Here is a 20,553-nt window from a genome sequence, read left to right as displayed (position 1 = left end):
TAGCGCTGGATGAAGTCGACCGAGCGGCACGCCTGTGCGTAGCGCTGTTCGCGGATGGTGATGCTCTTGGCGCCCCACCCTTTTCTCTGCTTTCTCTGCCCTGCTGTAGGGCTGCTCTGCTGTACGGCTGTACGGCTGTACGGCTGCCCTGCTATACGACTGTAAGGCTGTACAGCTCGGCTGTAGGGCTTGTACGGGGCTGAGCCCGTTCCTCCGCCCTGCTGTACGGGGCTCAGCCCGCGAGGAGCTTCTTCACCGCGGCGGCGACGCGGCCGCCCTCGGCAAGGCCGGCCACCTTCGGGTTGACGATCTTCATGACGGCGCCCATGGCCCGCGGCCCCTCGGCGCCGGCGGCCTTCGCCTCCTCGACGGCGGACGCCACGATCGCGTTCAGCTCGTCGTCGCTGAGCTGCTTGGGCAGGTAGCCGTCGAGCAGCTCGCCCTCCGCCTTCTCCCGCTCCGCCTGCTCGGTCCGACCGCCCTGGGCGAACGCCTCGGCCGCCTCGCGGCGCTTCTTCGCCTCCTTGGCGATCACCTTCTGCACCTCGTCGTCGGAGAGCTCGCGCGCCGACTTGCCGCTGACCTCTTCCTTGGTGATCGCGGTGAGGGTGAGCCGAAGGGTGGACGAGGTCAGCTCGTCGCGCGCCTTCATGGCCGTGTGGAGGTCTTCCTTGAGCTTGGACTTGAGCGTGGTCATGCCGTGATTGTGACAGGTACGGGGCACCCGCCGCCCGCCGGTTTTCCGCTCCTACCACCGTGTCTGCGACGATGGCCCCATGCGCGCACGCTACGGAGTACCCCTGAAAGTCACGGCAGTCGGCGCAGTGGTCGGTGCTGCCGGCCTGGCCTACGCCGCCGGATTCGAGGCCCGCTCGTTCCGCCTGCGGCGGGTCACCGTTCCCGTACTCCCGCACGGCGCACGTCCGTTGCGCGTCCTCCAGGTGTCCGACATCCACATGGTGAGCGGCCAGCGCAAGAAGCGGGCCTGGCTCCAGTCGCTGGCGGGACTGCGCCCCGACTTCGTGGTGAACACGGGCGACAACCTCTCCGACCCGGAGGCCGTGCCCGAGGTGCTGGACGCGCTGGGCCCGCTGATGGAGTTCCCGGGGGTGTACGTCTTCGGCTCCAACGACTACTACGGGCCCAAGCTGCGCAACCCGGGCCGCTACCTCCTGGAGAAGGTCCAGGGCAAGCACGGCCTCAACGGCAACGCGCCCGCGGTCGGTGCCGTGCACAACCCGTGGGAGCCGATGCGCGACGCCTTCGACGAGGCGGGCTGGCTGAACCTGACGAACACCCGCGGCCGGCTCGAGGTGGACGGTACGGAGATCGCGTTCACGGGCCTGGACGACCCGCACATCAAGCGGGACCGCTACGCCGAGGTCCAGGGCGGCCCGGAGACCGACGCCGACCTCTCCATCGGCGTGGTCCACGCCCCGTACCTGCGCTCCCTGGACGCCTTCACGGCCGACGGCTACCCCCTGATCCTGGCGGGCCACACCCACGGCGGCCAGCTGTGCATCCCGTTCTACGGGGCCCTGGTCACCAACTGCGACCTGGACACCGACCGGGTCAAGGGCCTGTCCACCCACACGGCGGGCGGCCACCGCGCCTACCTCCACGTCTCCGCAGGCTGCGGCACCAACCGCTACACCCCGGTCCGCTTCGCCTGCCCCCCGGAGGCCACGCTGCTGACGCTGGTGGGGCGGGACTGAGGGACGGGGCCGGGGCGAGGGGCGGAGAAAGCGGATTTCGCCTCCGGCCGCAGGTGGGCTAAAGTAATCGATGTCGCCGGGAGACCGGTGGACATCGGGGTGTAGCGCAGCTTGGCAGCGCGCTTCGTTCGGGACGAAGAGGTCGTGGGTTCAAATCCCGCCACCCCGACAGCTGTAAGACCAGGTCAGGGGCCTGATCCACTTAGTGGATCAGGCCCCTGAGTGGTTTTGTGGTGCCGTCTTGGGAGCCGTTTGGGAGCCAAGAGCGGGGAGGCGGCTCCCCAGGCCTCGGCGCTGGAGGTGGCAGCCACCGCGCAGCAAGACGTTCAGACTCCCCTGTCTCGAAGGGGTCGCACTGAGCGGGCCCTCGACAGAGAATGCAGTACGGTCGCGCTCATACGGGTAGGCACAGAGAGGAGGGTTCATGTCGTACGAACCGAAGCTCGCAGCGGCGCTGTCCGGCGCGACGATGGCCCAGCTCTCTCACTGGCGTCACGCCTCAGGCGCAGGAGGCGCAGTCCTCGTCCCAGAGATCTCGGCTATACGGCCCATCCTGTACTCCTTCCGAGATGTCGTTGCACTGCGAACCTGCGTGCGCCTCCGGCAGGAGACCTCGCTGCAGCGGATCCGTCGCGCAGTGGACTCCCTCAGGGACGATCTGGGCGAGCGAGAGCACCTCTCGGCCTACCAGCTCGTCACCGACGGGGGCACGGTGTATCTGGCCGATCCTGACCATGCCGTCGACCTGATCGGCCGCAAGGGTGGCAAAAGCAACCTCGTCATCCACCAGCTCGTCGATGTCCTAGCCCCGTTCTACCGGAACGGCCGACACATTCCCGACCTGCTGTCCCCCCGCCCAGATGTCGCCGTGGATCCATCCGTACGCGGCGGTGAGCCGGTAATCCGTGGCACTCGCGTCCCCGCAGCCGAGGTCGCGGCCCTAATCCGAGATGGAATTCCTCCGGAGCAGATCGCCGACTTCTTCCCCGGGGTCAGTGCCGGAGCAGCACTTGAAGCAACCGACTTCACCGATTACGTCGACAGCTACACCGGAACGCCCACCGGTGCAGGCGCGGGTGCGAGCCGAGGCGCCGCTTGAAGCTGCTGCTCGACGAGAACGTGCCGCGTCCTATGGCCGATATCGTCCGCATCCTCCTCAAGGCTCATGACGTCGTGCACGTGCATGACCTGCCCGGATGGGCTGGCACCAAAGACATCGAGCTGTTCGAGAAGGCCCGGGCTGAAGGCTTCGACGCAGTCCTCACCAACGACACCAAACAGATGAGCCGGCACCTTGAAGTCGCGGCGATCGCCGCATCCGGGCTCCATCGGATCGAGTACCGCCAGAACAACAAGCACGGCGGGCTGGTCGGCCTCGGCTCGGCCATCGCCACGGTTTGCGCGGGTCTCCCCCACGCTCTGGCCGAGCTATCGGTCTCAGACGGCCAACGTCTGGTCTCCCTCACCTCTGTCGACCCAACTCGCGCCACCCGTGTCCGCACCGTCGATCCTCAGGTGGACGCACCCAAATTCTGGCCCACGGGCTGACCCGCAACGGCTGTTCCGACCGCGCCGCATCCTCCAAGTTTCAGACGGTGCCGTGCTCACGCGAAACCGGCCTTCGCAGCCTCGAGAACCTTCTTGTTCGGGCTGGAGAAAATGGCGTAGATGTTGTCGACCGCAGCGGTCGAGCGAAGCGTCAGTCGCGTGCGTCCCGACTGAGCGCCCGGGACGACCGTGATCGTGAGCTCGCCCCAGGTGGGGAACTTTCTGTACGTGCCCGTCACCTGCCCCAGGTCTGCGAGTGTCCGCACGTCCTTGAACCCTGCGGTAATGAGGCCCTGTTCGCAACGGGTAAGCCACCCCTCGCGCTGCCCGGCGACCACGAGGACCTCCTCCATGCTCTTACGGATTGCCACGTGACTCCTCCAGAGGGCGGAACATTCATTCGACTCAGCGGAGCATGACAGTTTCGAAGCTCGCGTGGGCCTCCTTCTGTGAGCGGTACGCGCAGCTGAGCCGAGTGTCTGGAGGGGTGACCCCGCCACGTACGCTCTTGGCGTCCGGGGCACGAGGGGGCACCATGGATCATCTCTTCACCATCGACGGCCGGACGGCCACACTCCCTCCGCGTAGCCGGCCCCGCCCAGCTCTCGCCCCGATGGAATACACACAGCACAATCGAAGAGGGCGGCCAAGCTAGTCCGGACGGGTGGGGGACCTTGACCCAAGGCCGTGGCAGCAGGGCCCGCGTGGGCCCACGGCTCGGCGATGCATGGGCATTGCCGAGCCCAAGCCCAGCTATTACCGCATCTGAGCCAGGAGCTGTACGGCCAGGTCAGCACGTGTTCTCTCTCCCCCCAAAAACTGACGCCACATCAGAACCGTTCGCCCGTAGGCCCAGCATCAGGACGTTGACCTGCGTCGATGCGGCTACATATCAGCTCCCAGCAGATCCTCAATGATTAGACCAAAACGCGGCTAATAGTGCAGGACACGCGTACTCTCGCGGTTATCGCGTGAAGCGCACCCATCTGATATCAGGAGTAGCGAGATGCCCAAGGGTCACAAGTGTCCGGTTTGCGGTACCCAGACGCTACATCCGACCAGCACCAATCGCCTGAAGTGCTCGAAGTGCGACTCGACCTTCCTCAAGAGTGTGATCGTCGCCAACTGACGTCCACGGGTGTTCATAGCCCTGATGGTCACGTGAGCCTGCAGTCATAGGGCTGCGGGTGGCACGGAGGCTGCGCCCCGGAAGCAGAGAGTCTCCGGCGGGAAGACTCTCCCAAGTCGTTCCGCCCCGCCGGAGTTTCGGCACTTCGTCACGCGGCCACCATCTGTGCGGTCAAGCCGCCCACCCTCGCGGGGGTGCCGCTCCTTGGCTGATCGGGGGTGAATGCCACGAAGTCAGCGGCCTTGGACGGCAAGGCCGCTGGCAGAACACGGCGCATCTGTGGCCCCTTCCTCCGCCGGCTCAGCCTTCCGCGCACCGCCTAACCGCGACACTTACGAGTTGGTGCGTGATAGCAGATGAAGCATGGTGGGGTGCTCGCGGGCGATTGTTCAGGTGGTGGCGGTGCGGTCGGAGACGAGGCCGGCGATGGCGCGGTAGGTGTCGGGCAGCCGGTATCGGCGGTGGGTCCAGCGGGTCAGTTGCTTCCAGCGTTTGTGGTCAGCCAGGGCCTGTTCGACGGTGATGCGGTCGGATGAGTGCCAGTGGCGGTCGCGTTTCCAGCGTGCGTGGACGTCGGGAAGTGCGCTCTTGTTCGGCATCCTGGGTGGTGTGATCGCCTGGCCCGGGTGATCGCGTCGCAGGCCGAGGTAGCCGTCGTCCAGGAGGACCTCGACGTCGGGGAAGTGCCGGAAGCAGAGGCCGATGCCTTCGTTGCGTGCGGCGGTGGCGTCATGCATCCGGCCCGGTCGCAGGGCATCGGTCCACAGGGTGCGGCCCCGGTGGTCGGCGACGACGGTGGCCTTCATGGTGTTCTGCTTCTGCTTGCCGGAGACGAACGCCCGGCGTCCCCCACGGCCGGCCACGGGTCGGCGAACCTGGATCTCGGTGGCGTCCAGGCACAGCTCAACCCCCTCGGCCTGGGCGTAGGCGAACACGTCGGCCAGTGTCTTCAGACGCAGGCCGGGCCGGTCGGGGGCCGCGCAACCCCGCTGGGCCAGGAGGGTGCGTATCTCCCCGATCGCGCGGGTATTGGTGGAGCGGTCGACACCGAACAGCAGCCCCAGCACCGAGTGCGGCAGGTCGTGCCGCAGATGGATGAGCGTGGCCACCAGCCGGTCGGCGAAGACCAGCCGATGGCGGGCACCGGCTCCTGCGGCTCGCTTTCGTACCCCGCGTCGCGCCGCGTGGCGGCGCCCTTCGATCCCGGCCTGCCACGGCTGGGCCAACTCCTCGATCAGGAGGACCAGATGATACCGGGGAGATCCCGGTGAACAGCCGATGCGCGAGAACTGCCCGATTGACCATGATCGCCACAAGCGGATCAGGCCATCCACCAGCGAGGACGCTTCATCCGCTATCACGCACCAACTCGTAAGGTAGCAGCGGGCGAAGCCGTAGCGCAGGGGTAGTCGCGCGCGGTCTCCAAAATCGCGAGGACCCCGGTTCGAATCCGGTCGGCTGAGCCTGGTCCCCTACGCGTCTGGAACGATGAGCTGCCATGCCAGACGCGTGCCGAAACAGTTGGTGACCGGCAACCTGTGCCGGTCACTACGAGGGATTTCCTCGGAGCGACCGGAGCAGCGTTTCCGCAGCTCAAGCATCTCGTCTTAACCTGGGGTGCAGTGATTCCAAGCTGAGAGCATGGGCTCGACTCCGCCCCTTGCGGACATCCAACCAGCCTTCCGGCAAAGGCTGTCGACAGCCGACGCATTGGAGTCCACGCTTCGCCGTCCTGGCAGACTGCGACTCATGAAGCTGTCTGCTCATCTGCCTTTGACCCCGCGTACTTTGCCCCCGCTAAGCGGCGACGAGTCAATCGTCGGCGTCCCGGACTCGACCGTGGTCAACTTCTGGCAGTTCGCCATGCCGGACCTCCGCATGAACAACACACGCGGTCTGTTCGCTGAGTTCCTGGTCCACCTAGCGGTCGGCTCCCGCAAGCCTCGTGTGGAGTGGGCAAGCCACGATGTCGAGACCGACGGCGGACTGCGCATCGAAGTCAAGGCCAGCGCATACCTGCAGGCCTGGGATCAACGAGCACCCTCCCCGCTCCGCTTCAGTGGGCTCCGCGCTCGCGCATGGTCTCCTGATAGTGGTTACTCGGAGGCGAAGTCGTGCAAAGCCGACGTCTACGTTTTCGCCGTCCAGACTGCCCGGGAACACGCTAACTACAACCCGCTCGACACAGCCCAGTGGGAGTTCTACGTTCTCCCCCGCGCAGTGGTCGCCGCCCTGAACACGGATAGCGCCAGCCTGAGCACGGTTCGCGCGGCGACTGGCCCACCAGTGCCCTTTGCTGCCCTAGGTGATTGCATCCGGTCGGCCGATTCCCGCCACGGCACGACCACCGGCTGATAAGCGAAGCCTGTGCCCAACCATGCCAGATACAGGGGTCAGCCACAGTCCATGCGGAAGGTGAGTGGCTAACTGCGTAACAACGCCAACGCACAACGGCGGATGAACGCGGACCCTCACGGGCCGTCAGCACCCACGAGACGCGCCGATGCCTGGACGCGTAGGCCTGCCTGGGCGTGACCGGGTGGCTGGTGCGTCTCGCGGTCATGCCGGTCTGCTGCGGGCCCCTCCTGGAAGCTGCGCAGCACGTCCGGTCGTTTCGGCGGCGTACGGCTCACTTTCGTGGTGCTCAGCCTCCTCCTTGCGTTGTCGGCCACGGCGCTCAGGGCGCTCAGTGTCCGCGACCGGTGGGGCGAGAACCGGAGCGGTGGCCTCACCCGGGTCGTGTGGCGCCACCGCCGGCTCGGCCGTGTGACGGTCCCGTCGCCCGGTGCCGTCGGGCTGGTCGGGGTCAGCCGAGGCCGGCAGTCAGCCCATGCTCGCCGCCACCTCGCTTCGCAGGCGGGGGAGGCTGTCGTGGAGGACGCCGGGGCAGAGAGTGTCGCCGAAGTCCTTGTGACCGTATATGTGGCTCGGCGCTATGCCGTACTGCTGGCAGACGTACGCGCAGAGGGTGACGAGGACCTCCCACTGCGCCTGCGGGGGCTGGGCTCCGTCGTGGTAGGAGCCCTCGTTGGCGATGCCGATGGCTTGTTCGTTCTGCCCTGACGTATGCGCGCCCAGGACGAAACTGCTGCCGCCTTGCAGGGTACTGAGGCTGCGATGACGGCCTTCCGTGAGCCAGCCTCCCCTGCTGGTGATGAAGTGGTAGCCGCCGTCCAGCCACCCGTTCTGGTCCATGTGGAGGTCCTGGACCCAGTGGGCGTGCGCGTGGGACTGGGCGCGGGAGAAGTCGGACGTGTTCGCGCTCACCGTGTGGTGAACGATGATCTTGGTCGGGCGGGTCGTCACGAGGCTCACCGGGGTCCGGGGCGGACGGGCCTGCCACGTCTGGGTGCTGTCTATGTCCGGTTCGACAACGCCTGCGGCGCGGGCGGTCGTCGGCAGGGCGGCGGCAGCCAGTCCGCCGGCGCCGGCCAGAAGGATCTTGCGTCGGCTCAGCTTCGGGATGTGCACAGTGAACTCCTGATCCGCGATGGGTCCGGCGGTGCCGCGACAGCGACCTGGCCGGCGTGTCCGCGCGCACGGCCGGGTGAAGTCGCCGTACGTATTCACCCGGCCGTGTCGCCGTGCGCGTTCACCCGGCCGTGTTGCGGGAGATCGGACTACGCCGTGTTGTTGGCGAGAGCCAGGAGCCGGTCCGCGCTGCCATTGAACTTGTTGCGGTCCACGTCACCGGCGATACCGCTGACCCGGCCGGTGGCCGAGTACTGCCACACCGTCCAGGTGGGGAACCCGCTGGGGATGCTGGGGTTGGCGGTGCCCCAATGTGCCACCCACAGGGGCGACTTGGCGCCCATGCCGGTCCAGTTGCCGGTGCAGGTGTTCCACCAGCTGGCCGTCGTGTAGATGACGACGTCTCGCGTCGTACGCGCCTTGTAGGTGTTGTAGAAGTCGTTGATCCACGTACGCATCTGGGTCGTGGAGAGGCCGTAGCAAGCGGAGCCGTACGGGTTGTGCTCGATGTCCAGGACGCCGGGGAGCGTCTTGCCGTCCTGGGACCATCCGCCGCCGTTGCCTGCGAAGTAGTTCGCCTGTGTCGCGCCGTTGGAGACGTCCGGGCGGGCGAAGTGGTACGCACCCCGGATCAGGCCCGCGTTGTAGGAGCCGGTGTAGTTGGCGTTGAAGCTGGCGTCCTTGAAGCTCGTGCCCTCGGTGGCCTTCATGTAGGCGAAATCGATACCGGCGCTCTTCACGGAGGTCCAGTTGATCCCGCCCTGCCAGTGCGACACGTCGATGCCCTGGACACCACTGGTGTCCAGCACGGACAGATCGCCGCCCGAGGCGGCGGCGCCCTGCTCTACGCGCGTCCCCGAGCCCATCCAGGCCTGTCCGGACCGAATCGGCTGGTCAGGGCTGGGGGGTGCGGCGGCCGCCGGCCCGACGCCGGTGGCGAGCAGTGCGGCGCTGGTCGCGAGAACACCCGATAAGCGGGCGCCCTTCGATCTGATGAGGCGGTGGGTCGGAGAGCTGAACGTGGGCATAGCTGCCTCCGGAACACGTTGATGGTGGGGGAGCGTGTCCTGCTTCCCGGCGAGGCCGACATGGACACGTCATGAGTAACCCACGAGTAACCGTGAACCGTAAAGAGGTTTCGGGAACACCCCTTGGACTAGACCTCTGACTGCGCCGATGAGCTGCATCTACGCGCGAAAATGGCAGAAACTTTCAAGGATGAAGGCCGTCGGGCCCGTGTCGCGGTCGGCCGATCGGTGCGAGCCGACGCGTGCGCGGGCCGTTGAGCCGTTGAGCCGTTCGGTTGAACCTGCCTTCGGGGAGGGGGGCCCGCCGTCCCCCGTGCGGGTGGAGCGGGGGCCGAGCCAGGGGTGCGCGGGTGCACAACATTTTCCTGAACTCAACTGCAACGACACCCAGTTGAGGTTTATCTACGCGCGGAGCATCGGGCCCGGAGCGATCATCCGGGCATATCAGACGACTTCTTGCGTGGGCATTACCGGTGGGTACCGCGAGCTGCTAGACACGGCTTCGCTCCTTCAACGCCCCACTCACCCCCCACACTTCGAAGGTCGGCAGCCATGTCCGCACGTAGGTTCTGGGCATCCCTATCCACTCTCGCACTCGCCGCCGTCGCCGCTCTCGGTGTTTCCGGGACCGCCGTCGCGGCGGACTCGGCCGCGGCCGGCGGTTACGTCGCGCTCGGTGACTCCTACTCCTCCGGTGTCGGTGCCGGGAACTATCTCCCCGACAGTGGCGACTGCCTGCGCAGCGCCAACGCCTACCCGCAGCTGTGGGCGGCGGCGAACTCCCCCACCTCGTTCGCCTTCGTCGCCTGCTCGGGCGCTACCACCGCAACCGTCGCCAGTGGCCAGCTCGGTGCGCTGGACGCGTCCACCGCGCTGGTCAGCGTTACGGCCGGAGGCAACGACGTCGGGTTCGCCGGTGTCATGCAGGACTGCGTCCTGGGCAGCGAGGCCACCTGCCTCAGCAGCGTGAACGCCGCAGTCGCCCAGATGAACAACTCCCTGCCCGGCAGCCTCGATTCGCTATATGCCGGTATCCGTGCCGGGGCCCCCGCCGCCCACGTCGTAGTGCTCGGCTACCCGCGCTTCTACCAGCTGTCGGGCAGCTGCGTCGCGGGGCTGACCGAGGCCGAGCGCGCTGCGATCAACGACGCGTCGGACGTGCTGAACGGGGTCCTCGCCAAGCGGGCCGCCGATGCCGGGTTCACCTTCTCCAGCGTCGTCGACGAGTTCACCGGGCATGAGCTGTGCTCCGGCGACGCCTGGATCCACAGCGTGACCGTGCCCATCCACAACTCGTACCACCCCACCGTCGCCGGGCAGTCGGGCGGCTACCTGCCTGCCTTCCGGTCGGCCGTGTAGCAGACACGCTGCCCGTGCGTGAGAAGCACGAAGGCGGTTCACCGGGGTGCCGGTGGGCCGCGTTCGTGCGCTTCCGGGATCGGTGAGGTCAGTACCTCTCCACCAAGTGCTCCCGGCCCGCCGGGGGTTCGTACGACTCCGGCCAGAAGTCCGTCACCCCGGTGATCAGCCCCCGTTCGTCGAAGGTGAAGAAGTGGATCGCGTGCATCTCCTCCTCGCCGACCGTGAACTCGGTCCGTGCCGCCGCCTGCCGGCCCTCCGCGTCCGCGACGATCCGCTCGATCCGCATGTGCCAGTCGCCCGGGTACTCCTGGTTGAACCGGAGGTAGCGGTCCTTGCCGTGGATGCGTTCGCGGGTCTGCGGCAGCTCGTACACCACGCCCTCGGCCAAGGTCGCCGCGAACGCGTCCCAGTCCCGGGCGTCGGCCGTCGTCCAGTACGTCTCCACCGCCGCGCGCAGGCCGGCCGTGGTGATGCTCCTGCTTGTCTCGTCCGTCATGGGAGTGAGTGTGGCCCCCAGCACTGACAATGGACCGGTGAGCCGTCACTGAGCGACTGTTGAACCGCTGCTGAGCCGCTGTTGAGCCGCTGCTGAGCTGCTGTTATGCCTGGGGCGGCTTGGGGCGCGTCGCCTTGATCGAGTACATCAGCGGGATGCGCGGGCGGTCCGACGGGAAGCGGTAGTGGCCGTCCGCGCCGCGTTCCAGCGTGCCGAAGCGCGGGAAGAGCGAGGCGTCGTGCTCGTGCAGGAACTCGATGCGCAGGCCGGCCGCCGCCAGCGCCGTCACCACCTCGCCCAGCGGGTGCTGCCACTCGACACTGCGGTTGTGCACGGTCGGCGCGTCGAAGTCGGCGTACGTCCCCGGGGTCTCGTCCACCCAGGCCTCACGGCTGAAGTAGTCGTGGGTGACGACCGAGCCGGTCCCGTCGTCCAGCGTGTCGGTCAGGGGGTGGAACTCCGCCACGTAGAGGAATCCGCCGGGCGCGACCAGCGAGGCCGCCGTCTCGGCCCAGCGCTCGATGTCGGGCAGCCAGTTCAGCGCGCCGATGCCGGTGTAGACGATGTCGTACGAGGAGTCGGGGACGGCCGTCGGGGCGTCGTACACATCGGCCGCCACGAACGCCGCGCGGTCCGGGCCCAGGCCCAGCGATTCCGCGAGGCCGCGGGCGGTCTCCACGGCGGGCTCGGAGAAGTCCAGGCCCACCACCTGCGCGGCGCCGTGCCGCGCCCAGGAAAGGGTGTCCAGGCCGATGTGGCACTGGAGATGCAGCAAGGTCCTTCCCGTGACGTCGCCGACCTCCGCCAGCTCGAACGGGCGCAGCGCGTCCTTGCCCGCCCTGAACGCCTCCAGGTCGTAGAAGCCGCTGGCCGCGTGTATCGGCACGCGCTCGTCCCAACGTGCGCGGTTGGCGTCCTGCCAGTCGTCCGGAGTCGGGGAGTACATACCCGAAAAGTTACCCACAGGGCGGGAGAGGCGCGAATGGTTATCCACAGGCGGAGGGGTCCGGTCATACCTTCGTACGTGGGTTATCCACAGGCTTGCCCGGTTCGGCGGGGGATCGGGTTGGATGGAGGGCATGAGCGAATCAGAGAACGTCTCGACCATGCCGGAGTGGGAGCAGCGGTTCCGCGCGCCCAGGGTGTCCCTGCCCGACTGGGCCGAGGACGCGCCTGACCGCTCGCTCTTCGTCTCCAACGCCACCGGCACCTACGAGCTGTACGCCTGGGACCGGGCGAGCGGGCGGCAGCGCCAGGTGACGGACCGGCCCAACGGGACCACCGACGGCGTGCTGACTCCTGACGGTGAGGCCATCTGGTGGTTCAGCGACACCGACGGCGACGAGTTCGGTGTGTGGATGCGCCAGCCCTTCGGCGGTGGGGAGGACGAGCCCGCCGCCCCGGGCCTCGCGCCCTCGTATCCGGCGGGCCTCGCCATCGGGCGCGACGGGTCCGCGGTGATCGGGCGTTCCACCGATGAGGACGGGACGACCGTCCATCTCGTACGGCCCACGGGCAGCGGTGACGGCGGCCATGGCGGTGATGGCGGCGGCGAGATCGTCGAGATCTATCGGCATCGGGAGTCCGCCGGTGTCGGGGACCTGTCGTACGACGGGACGCTCATCGCGCTGGAGCACACCGAGCACGGCGACGCCATGCACTCCGCCCTGCGCGTGGTGCGCCCGGACGGCTCCACGGTGGCCGAGCTGGACGACACCGAGGGCGGCACGAAGGAGCTCGGTCTCGCCGTGCTGGGCTTCGCACCGGTGGCCGGTGACACCCGGCTCCTCGTGGGGCACCAGCGCCGGGGCCGCTGGGAGCCGATGATCTGGGATCCGGTCGCGGGCACGGAGACCGCCCTCTCCGTCGACCTGCCCGGTGATGTGGGCGCCGAATGGTATCCGGACGGCTCCGCGCTGCTCATCGAGCACAGCTTCGAGGCCCGCAGCGAGCTGTGGCGGTACGAGCCGGGGGCCGCGGAGCCCGTGCGCGTGGAGACCCCCGCCGGGACGGTGTCGGGCGCCACGGCCCGTCCGGACGGCACGGTGGAGTACCTCTGGTCCTCGGCCGCGCAGCCGCCGGCGGTGCGGTCGACGAGCGGTGCGGTGGTCCTGGACCCGCCCGGTGCCAAGGCCCCGGTGTCGGTGCCGGTGGCGGATGCCTGGGTCGAAGGACTCGGCGGCCTCATCCACGCCCTCGTGCAGAAGCCCGCCGGGGACGGGCCCTTCCCCACCGTCTTCGAGATCCACGGTGGCCCGACCTGGCACGACAGCGACGCCTTCGCCTCCGGCCCGGCGGCCTGGGTGGACCACGGCTTCGCCGTCGTACGGGTCAACTACCGGGGCTCGACCGGGTACGGCCGCGCCTGGACGGACGCGCTCAAGCACCGGGTCGGCCTGATCGAGCTGGAGGACATCGCGGCCGTGCGGGAGTGGTCGGTCGCCTCCGGGCTCGCGGACCCCCGGCGTCTGGTCCTGGCCGGCGGGTCCTGGGGCGGCTATCTCACCCTGCTCGGTCTCGGCACCCAGCCCGACGCGTGGGCGCTGGGCCTGGCGGCGGTGCCGGTCGCGGACTACGTCACGGCCTACCACGACGAGATGGAGGCCCTGAAGGCGATGGACCGCACGCTGCTCGGCGGCACGCCGGAGGAGGTGCCCGAGCGTTTCGAGGCCTCGTCCCCGCTGACGTACGTCGACGCGGTGCGCGCCCCCGTCTACATCTCGGCGGGCGTCAACGATCCGCGCTGCCCCATCCGTCAGGTGGAGAACTACGTGGACCGCCTGGCGGCGCGCGGCGCGGTGCACGAGGTGTACCGGTACGACGCCGGGCACGGCTCCCTCGTGGTGGAGGAGCGCATCAAGCAGGTGCGGCTGGAGCTGGAGTTCGCTCTGAAGCATCTGGGGGGTGGTGAGGTCCTCAAGGCGTGAGGGGCGGGCGGTGGCCCGTGGGGGTGTAGGGGGCGGATAAAGGGGCGACCCCGCTCCGGGAGGCCGGAGCGGGGAACCGTACCTTTGAGGGGTGTACCGGTTCCTGCTGACCCCGCGATGGTGGGGGATCAACCTCTTCGTCGTGCTGGCCATCCCGTTCTGCGTGTTCATGGGCACCTGGCAGCTCGGCCGCTTCGAGGACCGCGTGCAGTCGCACGAGCAGGCGGAGAAGCAGCCCGATCCGAGCACCCGGGCCGCGAAACCGCTGGACGAGCTGCTGCCCGTCGACAAGGTGACGTCCGGCCGCCCGGCCGTCGCGACCGGGACGTACGCCGATCAGTTCCTGATCCCCGGCCGTGAACTGGACGAGCGCCAGGGCTTCTACGTCCTGAATCTGCTGCGGACCGATGGGGGCAAGGCCCTGCCGGTGGTACGCGGGTGGCTGCCCGGCAACGCGGGCAGCGTCCCCGTGCCCGCCGCGCCCCAGGGTGAGGTCACCGTGACCGGGGACCTCCAGGCCTCCGAGAACATCCACAGCGACGGCGTCAACGCCCGGGGCGGGCTCCCCGAGGGCCAGCTCGGCATGATCAGCGCCGCGGCCCTGGTGAACCTGGTCGACTACGACGTGTACGACGCCTGGGTGACGCTTCCCGAGGCCGAGTCGGGGGGTACGGGCGGCGCGATGAAGCCGGTGCCCGCCGCGGCGCCTGCGGGCAGCGGGCTGGACCTGAAGGCGTTCCAGAACCTGGGGTACACGGGCGAGTGGTTCGTCTTCGCGGGCTTCGTGCTCTTCATGTGGTTCCGGTTGGTGCGCCGCGAGGCCGAGGCCGCCCGCGATGTCGCCCTCGGGCTGGTCCCGGAGGGCGATGAGGCCGCCCGTAGCGGTGGGGCCGTGGAGGCCGCCCGTACTGGTGGGGCCGTGGAGGCCGCCCGTACTGGTGGGCCTGAGGGAACCACCCGTACCGGTGGGGCCGAGGGGGCCGACCGTACCGGTGGGGCCGTGGAGGCTGCCGATCGCTCGGAAGAAGCCGGGGCCGTACAGGTGCCGAAGGCTCCGGAGACCGCGCAGGGGGCGTAGCCGGGGCGACGGTCGCCTCGGCACGAACAGCTGCCGCCTCTGCCGCCTCAGCTCGATGGCGGCCGCCTCCGCACGACCACGGCCACCTCGAACGCGAGCATGACCACGTCGGCGCGACACTGCTGCCGCCCCGGCGCGACGTCTGCCGCCTCGGCACGACGGCTGACACCTCGGCACGACGGCTGACACCTCAGTCCGATGACGGCCGCCTCTGTGCGACCACTGCCGCATCGCTACGGCCACGGCCGTCTCGGCACGGCGGCTGCCTTGGTCCGTTGCGGTCGGCCGTCTGTGTCTGTCTCGGTCGGCCGCCTGGGGCTGTCGCTGCCCCGGGCTCGGCCGCTGTCGGGCTACGAGGCGGCCAGGACGCCCGTCCGGTAGAGCGTGCCCGAGCAGGCATTCTCGATCTTCGTCTCGGCCGTGGGCGCGCCCGACTCCGGCGTGTGCGTCACCGCGATGCTGCCGTCCAACGTGCCCCCGCCGTCCCGGTTCAGCGACTGCGTGTCGGTGCCCGACTGGCCGGCGCCCTCGCCCGTCGATCCCCCGGTGCCGTCCGACGACGGGGTGGGGCTGGGTGAGGGGGGCGCGGTCGGGCAGGTGTCGGTCGGCACCCAGGCGAACTGGACCTCGTAGGCCATGGAGGGCTTCAGCAGCACCGTGCCCGGCTCCTGCGAGGGGTCGGGCAGGCCGGGGGCCGCGTCACCCGCCGTGTGCTGGACCACGTTGATCTTGAGTCGGTCGGCGGCGCCGAGGGCGGTGACGCCTACGGTGCCGTTGCTGCTGACCGTGCAGTCCGCGCCGGACACGTTCGCGATCTTGAAGCTGCCGTACACCGTGCCGTCGGCGCCCGGGGCGCCCGCTCCCGCGGCGGCGACGCCGAGCTGTCCCGGGTCGCAGACCGGCAGGGCGGCCAGATCCTCCGGAGGGGGCGCGGAGGCCCCGCCCGTCGCCGCACCGCCTTCCGGGTCCTCCGCGCTGTCCGACGAGGGGCTCTCGGAAGGGTCCGGTTCGCCGACGCCTCCCCGGCTCTCGTGGTCGGTGGGCTCCACGGTCCGGTCGCCCGGCGCTTGGGGCGCGGGCTCCTCCCCGTTGCCCCCCTGGGCCTGCTCGCCGTGTCCGACGATGGCGGGGAGCGCGGTGGCCGGGCCGTCCGAGTTCGCCACGTGCACGAAGGCAGGGACCGCCGTGCCGATCAGCAGGGCCGCCGCGGCCGCCCCGACGACGGCCTGTCGTCGGCGGGCGCGCCGGGCGGGCACCGCGCGCTGTAGATGTTCCAGGGTCCGGTCGGAGGGTTCCAGGTCTCCCACGGCGCCGTGCAGCATCCGGCGTAGGACGACCTCGTCCAGCTCGCCGTCAGCGCCGAAGCCGTCAGCGCCGAAGCCGTCGGCGCGGAAGGCGTCAGTGCCAACACCGTCGGCCCGGATGTCGTCAGCGCCGAAGCCGTGGGCGCGGAAACCGTCAGCACGGGAACCGGCAGCGCCGTAGCCGCCAGTGCCCAAGCCGTCGGGGCCCAACCCGTCAGGGCCAGAGCCACCAGGGCCGGAGCTGTCGGCGGTTCCGTGGTCGTCCTCGCCGCCCTGGCCGTCCCGGCCGTCCCTGCTGAGTCGACCGCCCCGGCCGATGCCGAAGAGAGCGGTGAGGTCGGTGAGCGTACCGGCTGGGTCGGCGCCGCCCTCGTCGGCCGGCGCTCCGAGGCCGCCGTCACGCCCGTCGCACCCGTCGCCGCTGCTGCCGTCGCCGCCATCCGCCCGCGGAGGCGCAGGCGGAGCAGGCGGCCCAGGCGTCCCAAGCGGCAGGACGGCGGGTTCCGGGCTCTCGTCCGGCTCGCGTTGGGCGCTCTCGCCGCGCCCGTCCTGCCCGTCCCGCGCGTCCTGTCCTTCCCGCGCCTCGCCCGCACCGCCCTGCGCCTCGCGCGCACCACCCTGCGCAGCGCCCGTACCGTCCTGCGCGTGGCCCGGACCGCCCGGTCGGTCCGGGCGGTGCGGATCGGTGTGCGGAGTCTTCTCCGGCCCGTGGTTCACAATTCCGTTTCCCGTCGGGTCATTCTCGTGCCTGTGCTCGTGCCGGTGCCGGGGCCCGCTCATGCCTGGGCCTCCATCACGACGCGCAGCGCCGCGATACCGCGGGAACCGTACGCCTTGACGGAGCCCAGCGAAATCCCCAGCACCTCCGCGACCTGGGCCTCCGTCATGTCCGCGAAGTACCGCAGCACCAGCACCTCGCGCTGGCGGCGCTGGAGCCCCTTCATGGCCTTGATCAGCGCGTCCCGCTCCAGCTGGTCGTAGGCGCCCTCCTCCGCGCTCGCCATGTCCGGCATGGGCTTGGAGAGCAGCTTGAGCCCGAGGATGCGGCGGCGCAGCGCGGAGCGCGAGAGGTTGACGACGGTCTGGCGCAGGTAGGCCAGGGTCTTCTCGGGTTCCCGCACGCGGTTGCGCGCGGAGTGCACGCGGATGAACGCCTCCTGCACCACGTCCTCGCAGGACGCGGTGTCGTCCAGCAGCAGAGCCGCGAGGCCGAGCAGCGAACGGTAGTGGGCGCGGTAGGTCTCGGTGAGGTGGTCGACCGTGGTTCCTGCTGCCACCGTCTCGTCAGCGCCCCCGCGCTGCGAGGGCAGCTGGGCCGGGCGTGCAGCGGGCATGGGCGCGATCACCGGCATGCCGCCGGGCGCGCGGGGCCGCCGGGGCGGACGCACGGTCGCGCCTCGCAACGGGCCCACCACTGTGATGTCGAGAACCTCTGCCACGCCTGTTGGACACGCTGCCCCCCGTCAGGGTTGTACGCGTACGGCGCCACGTTCAGCGCTGTGCGACATGCCCTCATACGTACCTGCTCTTCCCCAAATGCCCCGTAAAAGCGCCTCCGCCGCACAAGAAGTGACGGCATGGACGCTGCCCGGCCGACGTGCGGTTGCAGGGGGCCGGTAGATCATCGTCGGATATGACAACGCCCCAGCTCAAGAGGTTCAGACCAGGTAATTGCTCATAGGGCGTTCACAGATCCTACAAAGCAGGTTCGACTACCGGATTCGACCGCTGGATTCAGCCATCGGATTCAGCCATCAGGCCGGTCAGAGAGGGCTCGCTCAGGCGAGGGCAATTTCGGCGGCCACCGATTCCGCGATCTGCGCCACGTTCAGAGCCGCACCTTTGCGGAGATTATCGCCGCAAATGAACATTTCCAGGGCGCGCGGATCGTCCATCGAGCGCCGGACCCGGCCGACCCAGGTGGGATCGGTGCCCACGACGTCGGACGGGGTCGGGAAGTCCCCGGAGGCGGGGCTGTCGAAGAGGACGACGCCGGGCGCGGTCGCCAGGATCTCGTGGGCCCGGTCGACGGCGACCTCGTTCTCGAAGCGCGCGTGGACGGACATGGAGTGCGTCGCGACGACGGGGACGTACACGCAGGTCGCGGTGGTCCGCAGGTCCGGCAGGCCCAGCACCTTGCGGCACTCCTCGCGGATCGCGAGCTCCTCGGAGGACCAGCCGTCCCCCGCGTCCGTACCGGCCCACGGCACGACGTTCAGGGCGACGGGCGCGGCGAAGGGGCTGTCGGCCGTGGCGGCGTCGTCGCCCAGGGCCCGGCGTACGTCACCGGGGTGGGTGCCCAGCTCCGTACCGGCCACCAGCGACAGCTGTTCGCGCAGGGCCCTGACGCCGTCGCGGCCCGCGGCGCTGACCGCCTGGTAGGAGGAGACGATCAGTTCGCGCAGCCCGAACTCCGCGTGCAGTGCGCCGACCGCGACGATCAACGACAGCGTGGTGCAGTTCGGGGAGGCGACGATCCCGCGCGGTCTGAGCCGGGCGGCGTGCGGGTTGATCTCCGGAACGACCAGCGGTACGTCGTCGTCGAGCCGGAAGGCCGCCGAGTCGTCGATCACGACGACGCCCTTGGACGCGGCGATCGGGGCCCAGTGGGCGGACACCTCGTCCGGCACCAGGAAGAGGGCCACGTCCACGCCGTCGAACACGTCCTCGGCGAGCGCGAGTACCTCGGTCTCCTCACCGCGCACGGCCAGTTTGCGGCCGGCCGAGCGTGGTGAGGCGATGAGTCTGACCTCGCCCCAGACGTCCGCGTGCTGCGAGAGGATCCGGAGCATGACGCCGCCGATCGCCCCGGTCGCACCGACGACCGCGAGCGATGGGCGGCGTGCGGTCATCGGCCGGTGCCTCCGTAGACGACGGCCTCGTCGGAGTCGCTGTCGAGGCCGAAGGCGGTGTGCACGGCGCGCACGGCCTCGTTGACGTCGTCGGCGCGCGTGACCACCGAGATGCGGATCTCGGATGTCGAGATCAGCTCGATGTTCACGCCCGCGTCGGAGAGCGCCTCGAAGAAGCCGGCGGTGACGCCCGGGTTGGTCTTCATCCCCGCGCCGACCAGGGAGATCTTGGCGATCTGGTCGTCGTAGCGGAGCGAGTCGAAGCCGATGGAGCCCTTGGCCCGCTCCAGGGCGTCGATGGCCTTGCGGCCCTCGGCCTTGGGGAGGGTGAAGGAGATGTCCGTCAGACCGGTCGACGCGGCGGAGACGTTCTGCACCACCATGTCGATGTTGACCTCGGCGTTGGCGATGGCGCGGAAGATCGAGGCCGCCTCGCCCGGCTTGTCCGGGACTCCGACGACGGTGACCTTGGCCTCCGAGACGTCGTGGGCGACTCCGGAGATGATCGCGTGCTCCACCTTCTGGTCCCCTTGCGGCTCGTTGCTGACCCAGGTTCCGCGCAGTCCGGAGAAGGACGAGCGGACGTGGATCGGGATGTTGTAACGGCGTGCGTACTCGACGCAGCGGTGCAGCAGCACCTTGGAGCCGGACGCGGCCAGCTCCAGCATGTCCTCGAAGGAGATCCAGTCGATCTTCTTCGCCTTCGTCACGACCCGGGGGTCCGCGGTGAAGACACCGTCGACGTCGGTGTAGATCTCACACACCTCGGCGTCCAGCGCGGCGGCCAGCGCGACGGCGGTCGTGTCCGACCCGCCGCGGCCGAGGGTGGTGATGTTCTTGCCCTCCTGGCTCACGCCCTGGAACCCGGCGACGATGGCGATGTTGCCCTCGTCGATCGAGGTCCGGATGCGGCCGGGCGTGACATCGATGATGCGCGCTTTGTTGTGGACCGAGTCGGTGATGACACCGGCCTGGCTGCCCGTGAACGACTGGGCCTCGTGGCCCAGGTTCTTGATCGCCATCGCCAGCAGGGCCATGGAGATCCGCTCACCCGCGGTCAGCAGCATGTCGAATTCACGGCCGGTAGGCATCGGAGACACCTGCTCGGCGAGGTCTATCAACTCGTCCGTCGTGTCGCCCATCGCGGACACCACGACAACCACCTGGTTGCCGTTCCTCTTGGCGTCGACGATTCGCTTGGCAACCCGCTTGATGCCCTCGGCATCGGCTACGGAGGAGCCTCCGTACTTCTGCACGACAAGGCCCACGTGCGCTCCTCGCTCAGTCATTACTGCGGTCGGCTCAGTTTAACGAGCAGCCCGGAATCGACCCGTCTTTATCAGATGGTGAGATGTCCCGCTCACAACCCGGTACGGCGTGTCGACCCGAACTGCTCGTACGAGGCTGCTGCCCATCCGGGAGGAGCGCACTCCTTTTGTGTCCCAGCCCACACCTTCGGGGCGGAATGTGCGAGCGGGGGGCGCCGGTCGGCGTACGCCCTGACGGCCCCGGGGGCGTCAGCTCCGTGTACTCCTTCAGCTTCTCGGTGCCGAGCGCGAAGCCGACCGGTTCGGGCAGCTCGACGGTGGTGCCGAAGGGCCATCGCGAGGCCCTGGTCGGGCGCGACGGGCGAGTTCCTCGGA

General features: G+C 69.2%; 17 protein-coding genes, 1 tRNA gene and 1 pseudogene. 8 read left to right on the top strand and 11 right to left on the bottom strand.

Going from position 1 to position 20,553, the window contains the following annotated elements:
• Positions 1–232: 232 nt before the first annotated feature.
• Complete coding sequence (locus tag AB0917_RS17610; protein ID WP_018514200.1) at positions 233–697, bottom strand: GatB/YqeY domain-containing protein; 465 nt, start codon at positions 695–697, stop codon at positions 233–235.
• A gap of 79 nt (positions 698–776) precedes the next feature.
• On the opposite strand from AB0917_RS17610, the gene AB0917_RS17605 reads away from it, so the two are divergent.
• The 4 genes from AB0917_RS17605 to AB0917_RS17590 all read left to right on the top strand — a co-directional run bounded on the left by AB0917_RS17605 (position 777) and on the right by AB0917_RS17590 (position 3,263).
• Positions 777–1,715 (top strand): metallophosphoesterase, encoded by a 939-nt coding sequence (locus AB0917_RS17605; protein ID WP_366820445.1) that lies wholly within the window; start codon positions 777–779, stop codon positions 1,713–1,715.
• 95 nt (positions 1,716–1,810) lie between these two features.
• Positions 1,811–1,884, top strand: a tRNA-Pro gene (locus AB0917_RS17600).
• Positions 1,885–2,139: 255 nt separating this feature from the next.
• On the top strand, positions 2,140–2,814 hold the full coding sequence (locus AB0917_RS17595) for a DUF433 domain-containing protein (protein ID WP_366820444.1): 675 nt from the start codon (positions 2,140–2,142) through the stop codon (positions 2,812–2,814).
• Positions 2,811–3,263: a DUF5615 family PIN-like protein gene (locus AB0917_RS17590; protein ID WP_366820443.1), complete on the top strand. Its 453-nt coding sequence runs from the start codon at positions 2,811–2,813 to the stop codon at positions 3,261–3,263. Before AB0917_RS17595 ends, AB0917_RS17590 begins: the two co-directional genes overlap by 4 nt.
• A gap of 56 nt (positions 3,264–3,319) precedes the next feature.
• On the opposite strand, the gene AB0917_RS17585 is transcribed toward AB0917_RS17590, so the two are convergent.
• Together AB0917_RS17585 and AB0917_RS17580 are read right to left on the bottom strand one after the other, a co-directional pair.
• A complete protein-coding gene (locus AB0917_RS17585; RefSeq protein ID WP_366820442.1) occupies positions 3,320–3,634 on the bottom strand; it encodes a hypothetical protein in 315 nt (104 codons plus the stop codon).
• A gap of 1,147 nt (positions 3,635–4,781) precedes the next feature.
• Positions 4,782–5,697, bottom strand: a pseudogene (locus AB0917_RS17580) (transposase family protein).
• A gap of 444 nt (positions 5,698–6,141) precedes the next feature.
• Between AB0917_RS17580 and AB0917_RS17575 the strand changes: the two are divergent.
• Complete coding sequence (locus tag AB0917_RS17575) at positions 6,142–6,747, top strand: hypothetical protein (protein ID WP_366820441.1); 606 nt, start codon at positions 6,142–6,144, stop codon at positions 6,745–6,747.
• 468 nt (positions 6,748–7,215) lie between these two features.
• Here AB0917_RS17575 and AB0917_RS17570 read toward each other — a convergent pair whose 3' ends face one another.
• Together AB0917_RS17570 and AB0917_RS17565 are read right to left on the bottom strand one after the other, a co-directional pair.
• Positions 7,216–7,863: a peptidoglycan recognition family protein gene (locus tag AB0917_RS17570; RefSeq protein ID WP_366820440.1), complete on the bottom strand. Its 648-nt coding sequence runs from the start codon at positions 7,861–7,863 to the stop codon at positions 7,216–7,218.
• Positions 7,864–8,012: 149 nt separating this feature from the next.
• Positions 8,013–8,891, bottom strand: a complete 879-nt coding sequence (locus AB0917_RS17565) for a lysozyme (RefSeq protein ID WP_366820439.1) — start codon at positions 8,889–8,891, stop codon at positions 8,013–8,015.
• Between the two features lie 552 nt (positions 8,892–9,443).
• On the opposite strand from AB0917_RS17565, the gene AB0917_RS17560 reads away from it, so the two are divergent.
• The gene (locus AB0917_RS17560; protein ID WP_366820438.1) at positions 9,444–10,250 is read left to right on the top strand and encodes an SGNH/GDSL hydrolase family protein; all 807 of its coding nucleotides are present in this window, start codon (positions 9,444–9,446) and stop codon (positions 10,248–10,250) included.
• A gap of 88 nt (positions 10,251–10,338) precedes the next feature.
• Here AB0917_RS17560 and AB0917_RS17555 read toward each other — a convergent pair whose 3' ends face one another.
• Together AB0917_RS17555 and AB0917_RS17550 are read right to left on the bottom strand one after the other, a co-directional pair.
• Positions 10,339–10,749 (bottom strand): nuclear transport factor 2 family protein, encoded by a 411-nt coding sequence (locus AB0917_RS17555; RefSeq protein ID WP_366820437.1) that lies wholly within the window; start codon positions 10,747–10,749, stop codon positions 10,339–10,341.
• Positions 10,750–10,852: 103 nt separating this feature from the next.
• Positions 10,853–11,695 (bottom strand): class I SAM-dependent methyltransferase, encoded by an 843-nt coding sequence (locus tag AB0917_RS17550; protein WP_366820436.1) that lies wholly within the window; start codon positions 11,693–11,695, stop codon positions 10,853–10,855.
• A gap of 124 nt (positions 11,696–11,819) precedes the next feature.
• Here AB0917_RS17550 and AB0917_RS17545 point away from each other — a divergent pair, with 124 nt between their 5' ends.
• Complete coding sequence (locus AB0917_RS17545; RefSeq protein WP_366820435.1) at positions 11,820–13,676, top strand: prolyl oligopeptidase family serine peptidase; 1,857 nt, start codon at positions 11,820–11,822, stop codon at positions 13,674–13,676.
• 91 nt (positions 13,677–13,767) lie between these two features.
• On the top strand, positions 13,768–14,754 hold the full coding sequence (locus AB0917_RS17540; protein WP_366820434.1) for an SURF1 family protein: 987 nt from the start codon (positions 13,768–13,770) through the stop codon (positions 14,752–14,754).
• Between the two features lie 350 nt (positions 14,755–15,104).
• On the opposite strand, the gene AB0917_RS17535 is transcribed toward AB0917_RS17540, so the two are convergent.
• From AB0917_RS17535 to AB0917_RS17520, 4 genes are all read right to left on the bottom strand, one after another.
• Positions 15,105–16,838, bottom strand: coding sequence for a hypothetical protein (locus AB0917_RS17535; RefSeq protein ID WP_366820433.1), 1,734 nt, complete (start codon positions 16,836–16,838; stop codon positions 15,105–15,107).
• Positions 16,835–17,497, bottom strand: coding sequence for a SigE family RNA polymerase sigma factor (locus tag AB0917_RS17530; RefSeq protein WP_366820432.1), 663 nt, complete (start codon positions 17,495–17,497; stop codon positions 16,835–16,837). The genes AB0917_RS17535 and AB0917_RS17530 overlap by 4 nt, the downstream gene beginning before the upstream one ends.
• 339 nt (positions 17,498–17,836) lie before the next feature.
• Positions 17,837–18,910: an aspartate-semialdehyde dehydrogenase gene (locus tag AB0917_RS17525; RefSeq protein ID WP_366820431.1), complete on the bottom strand. Its 1,074-nt coding sequence runs from the start codon at positions 18,908–18,910 to the stop codon at positions 17,837–17,839.
• Entirely contained in the window at positions 18,907–20,178 is a 1,272-nt protein-coding gene (locus tag AB0917_RS17520) for an aspartate kinase (protein ID WP_366820430.1), read from the bottom strand. The genes AB0917_RS17525 and AB0917_RS17520 overlap by 4 nt, the downstream gene beginning before the upstream one ends.
• Positions 20,179–20,553: the final 375 nt, after the last annotated feature.

It is taken from the genome of Streptomyces sp. NPDC007346, assembly GCF_040703535.1.
In the GTDB taxonomy this organism is placed as follows: Bacteria; Actinomycetota; Actinomycetes; order Streptomycetales; family Streptomycetaceae; genus Streptomyces.
This window is presented reverse-complemented; position numbering and strand designations above follow the sequence as displayed.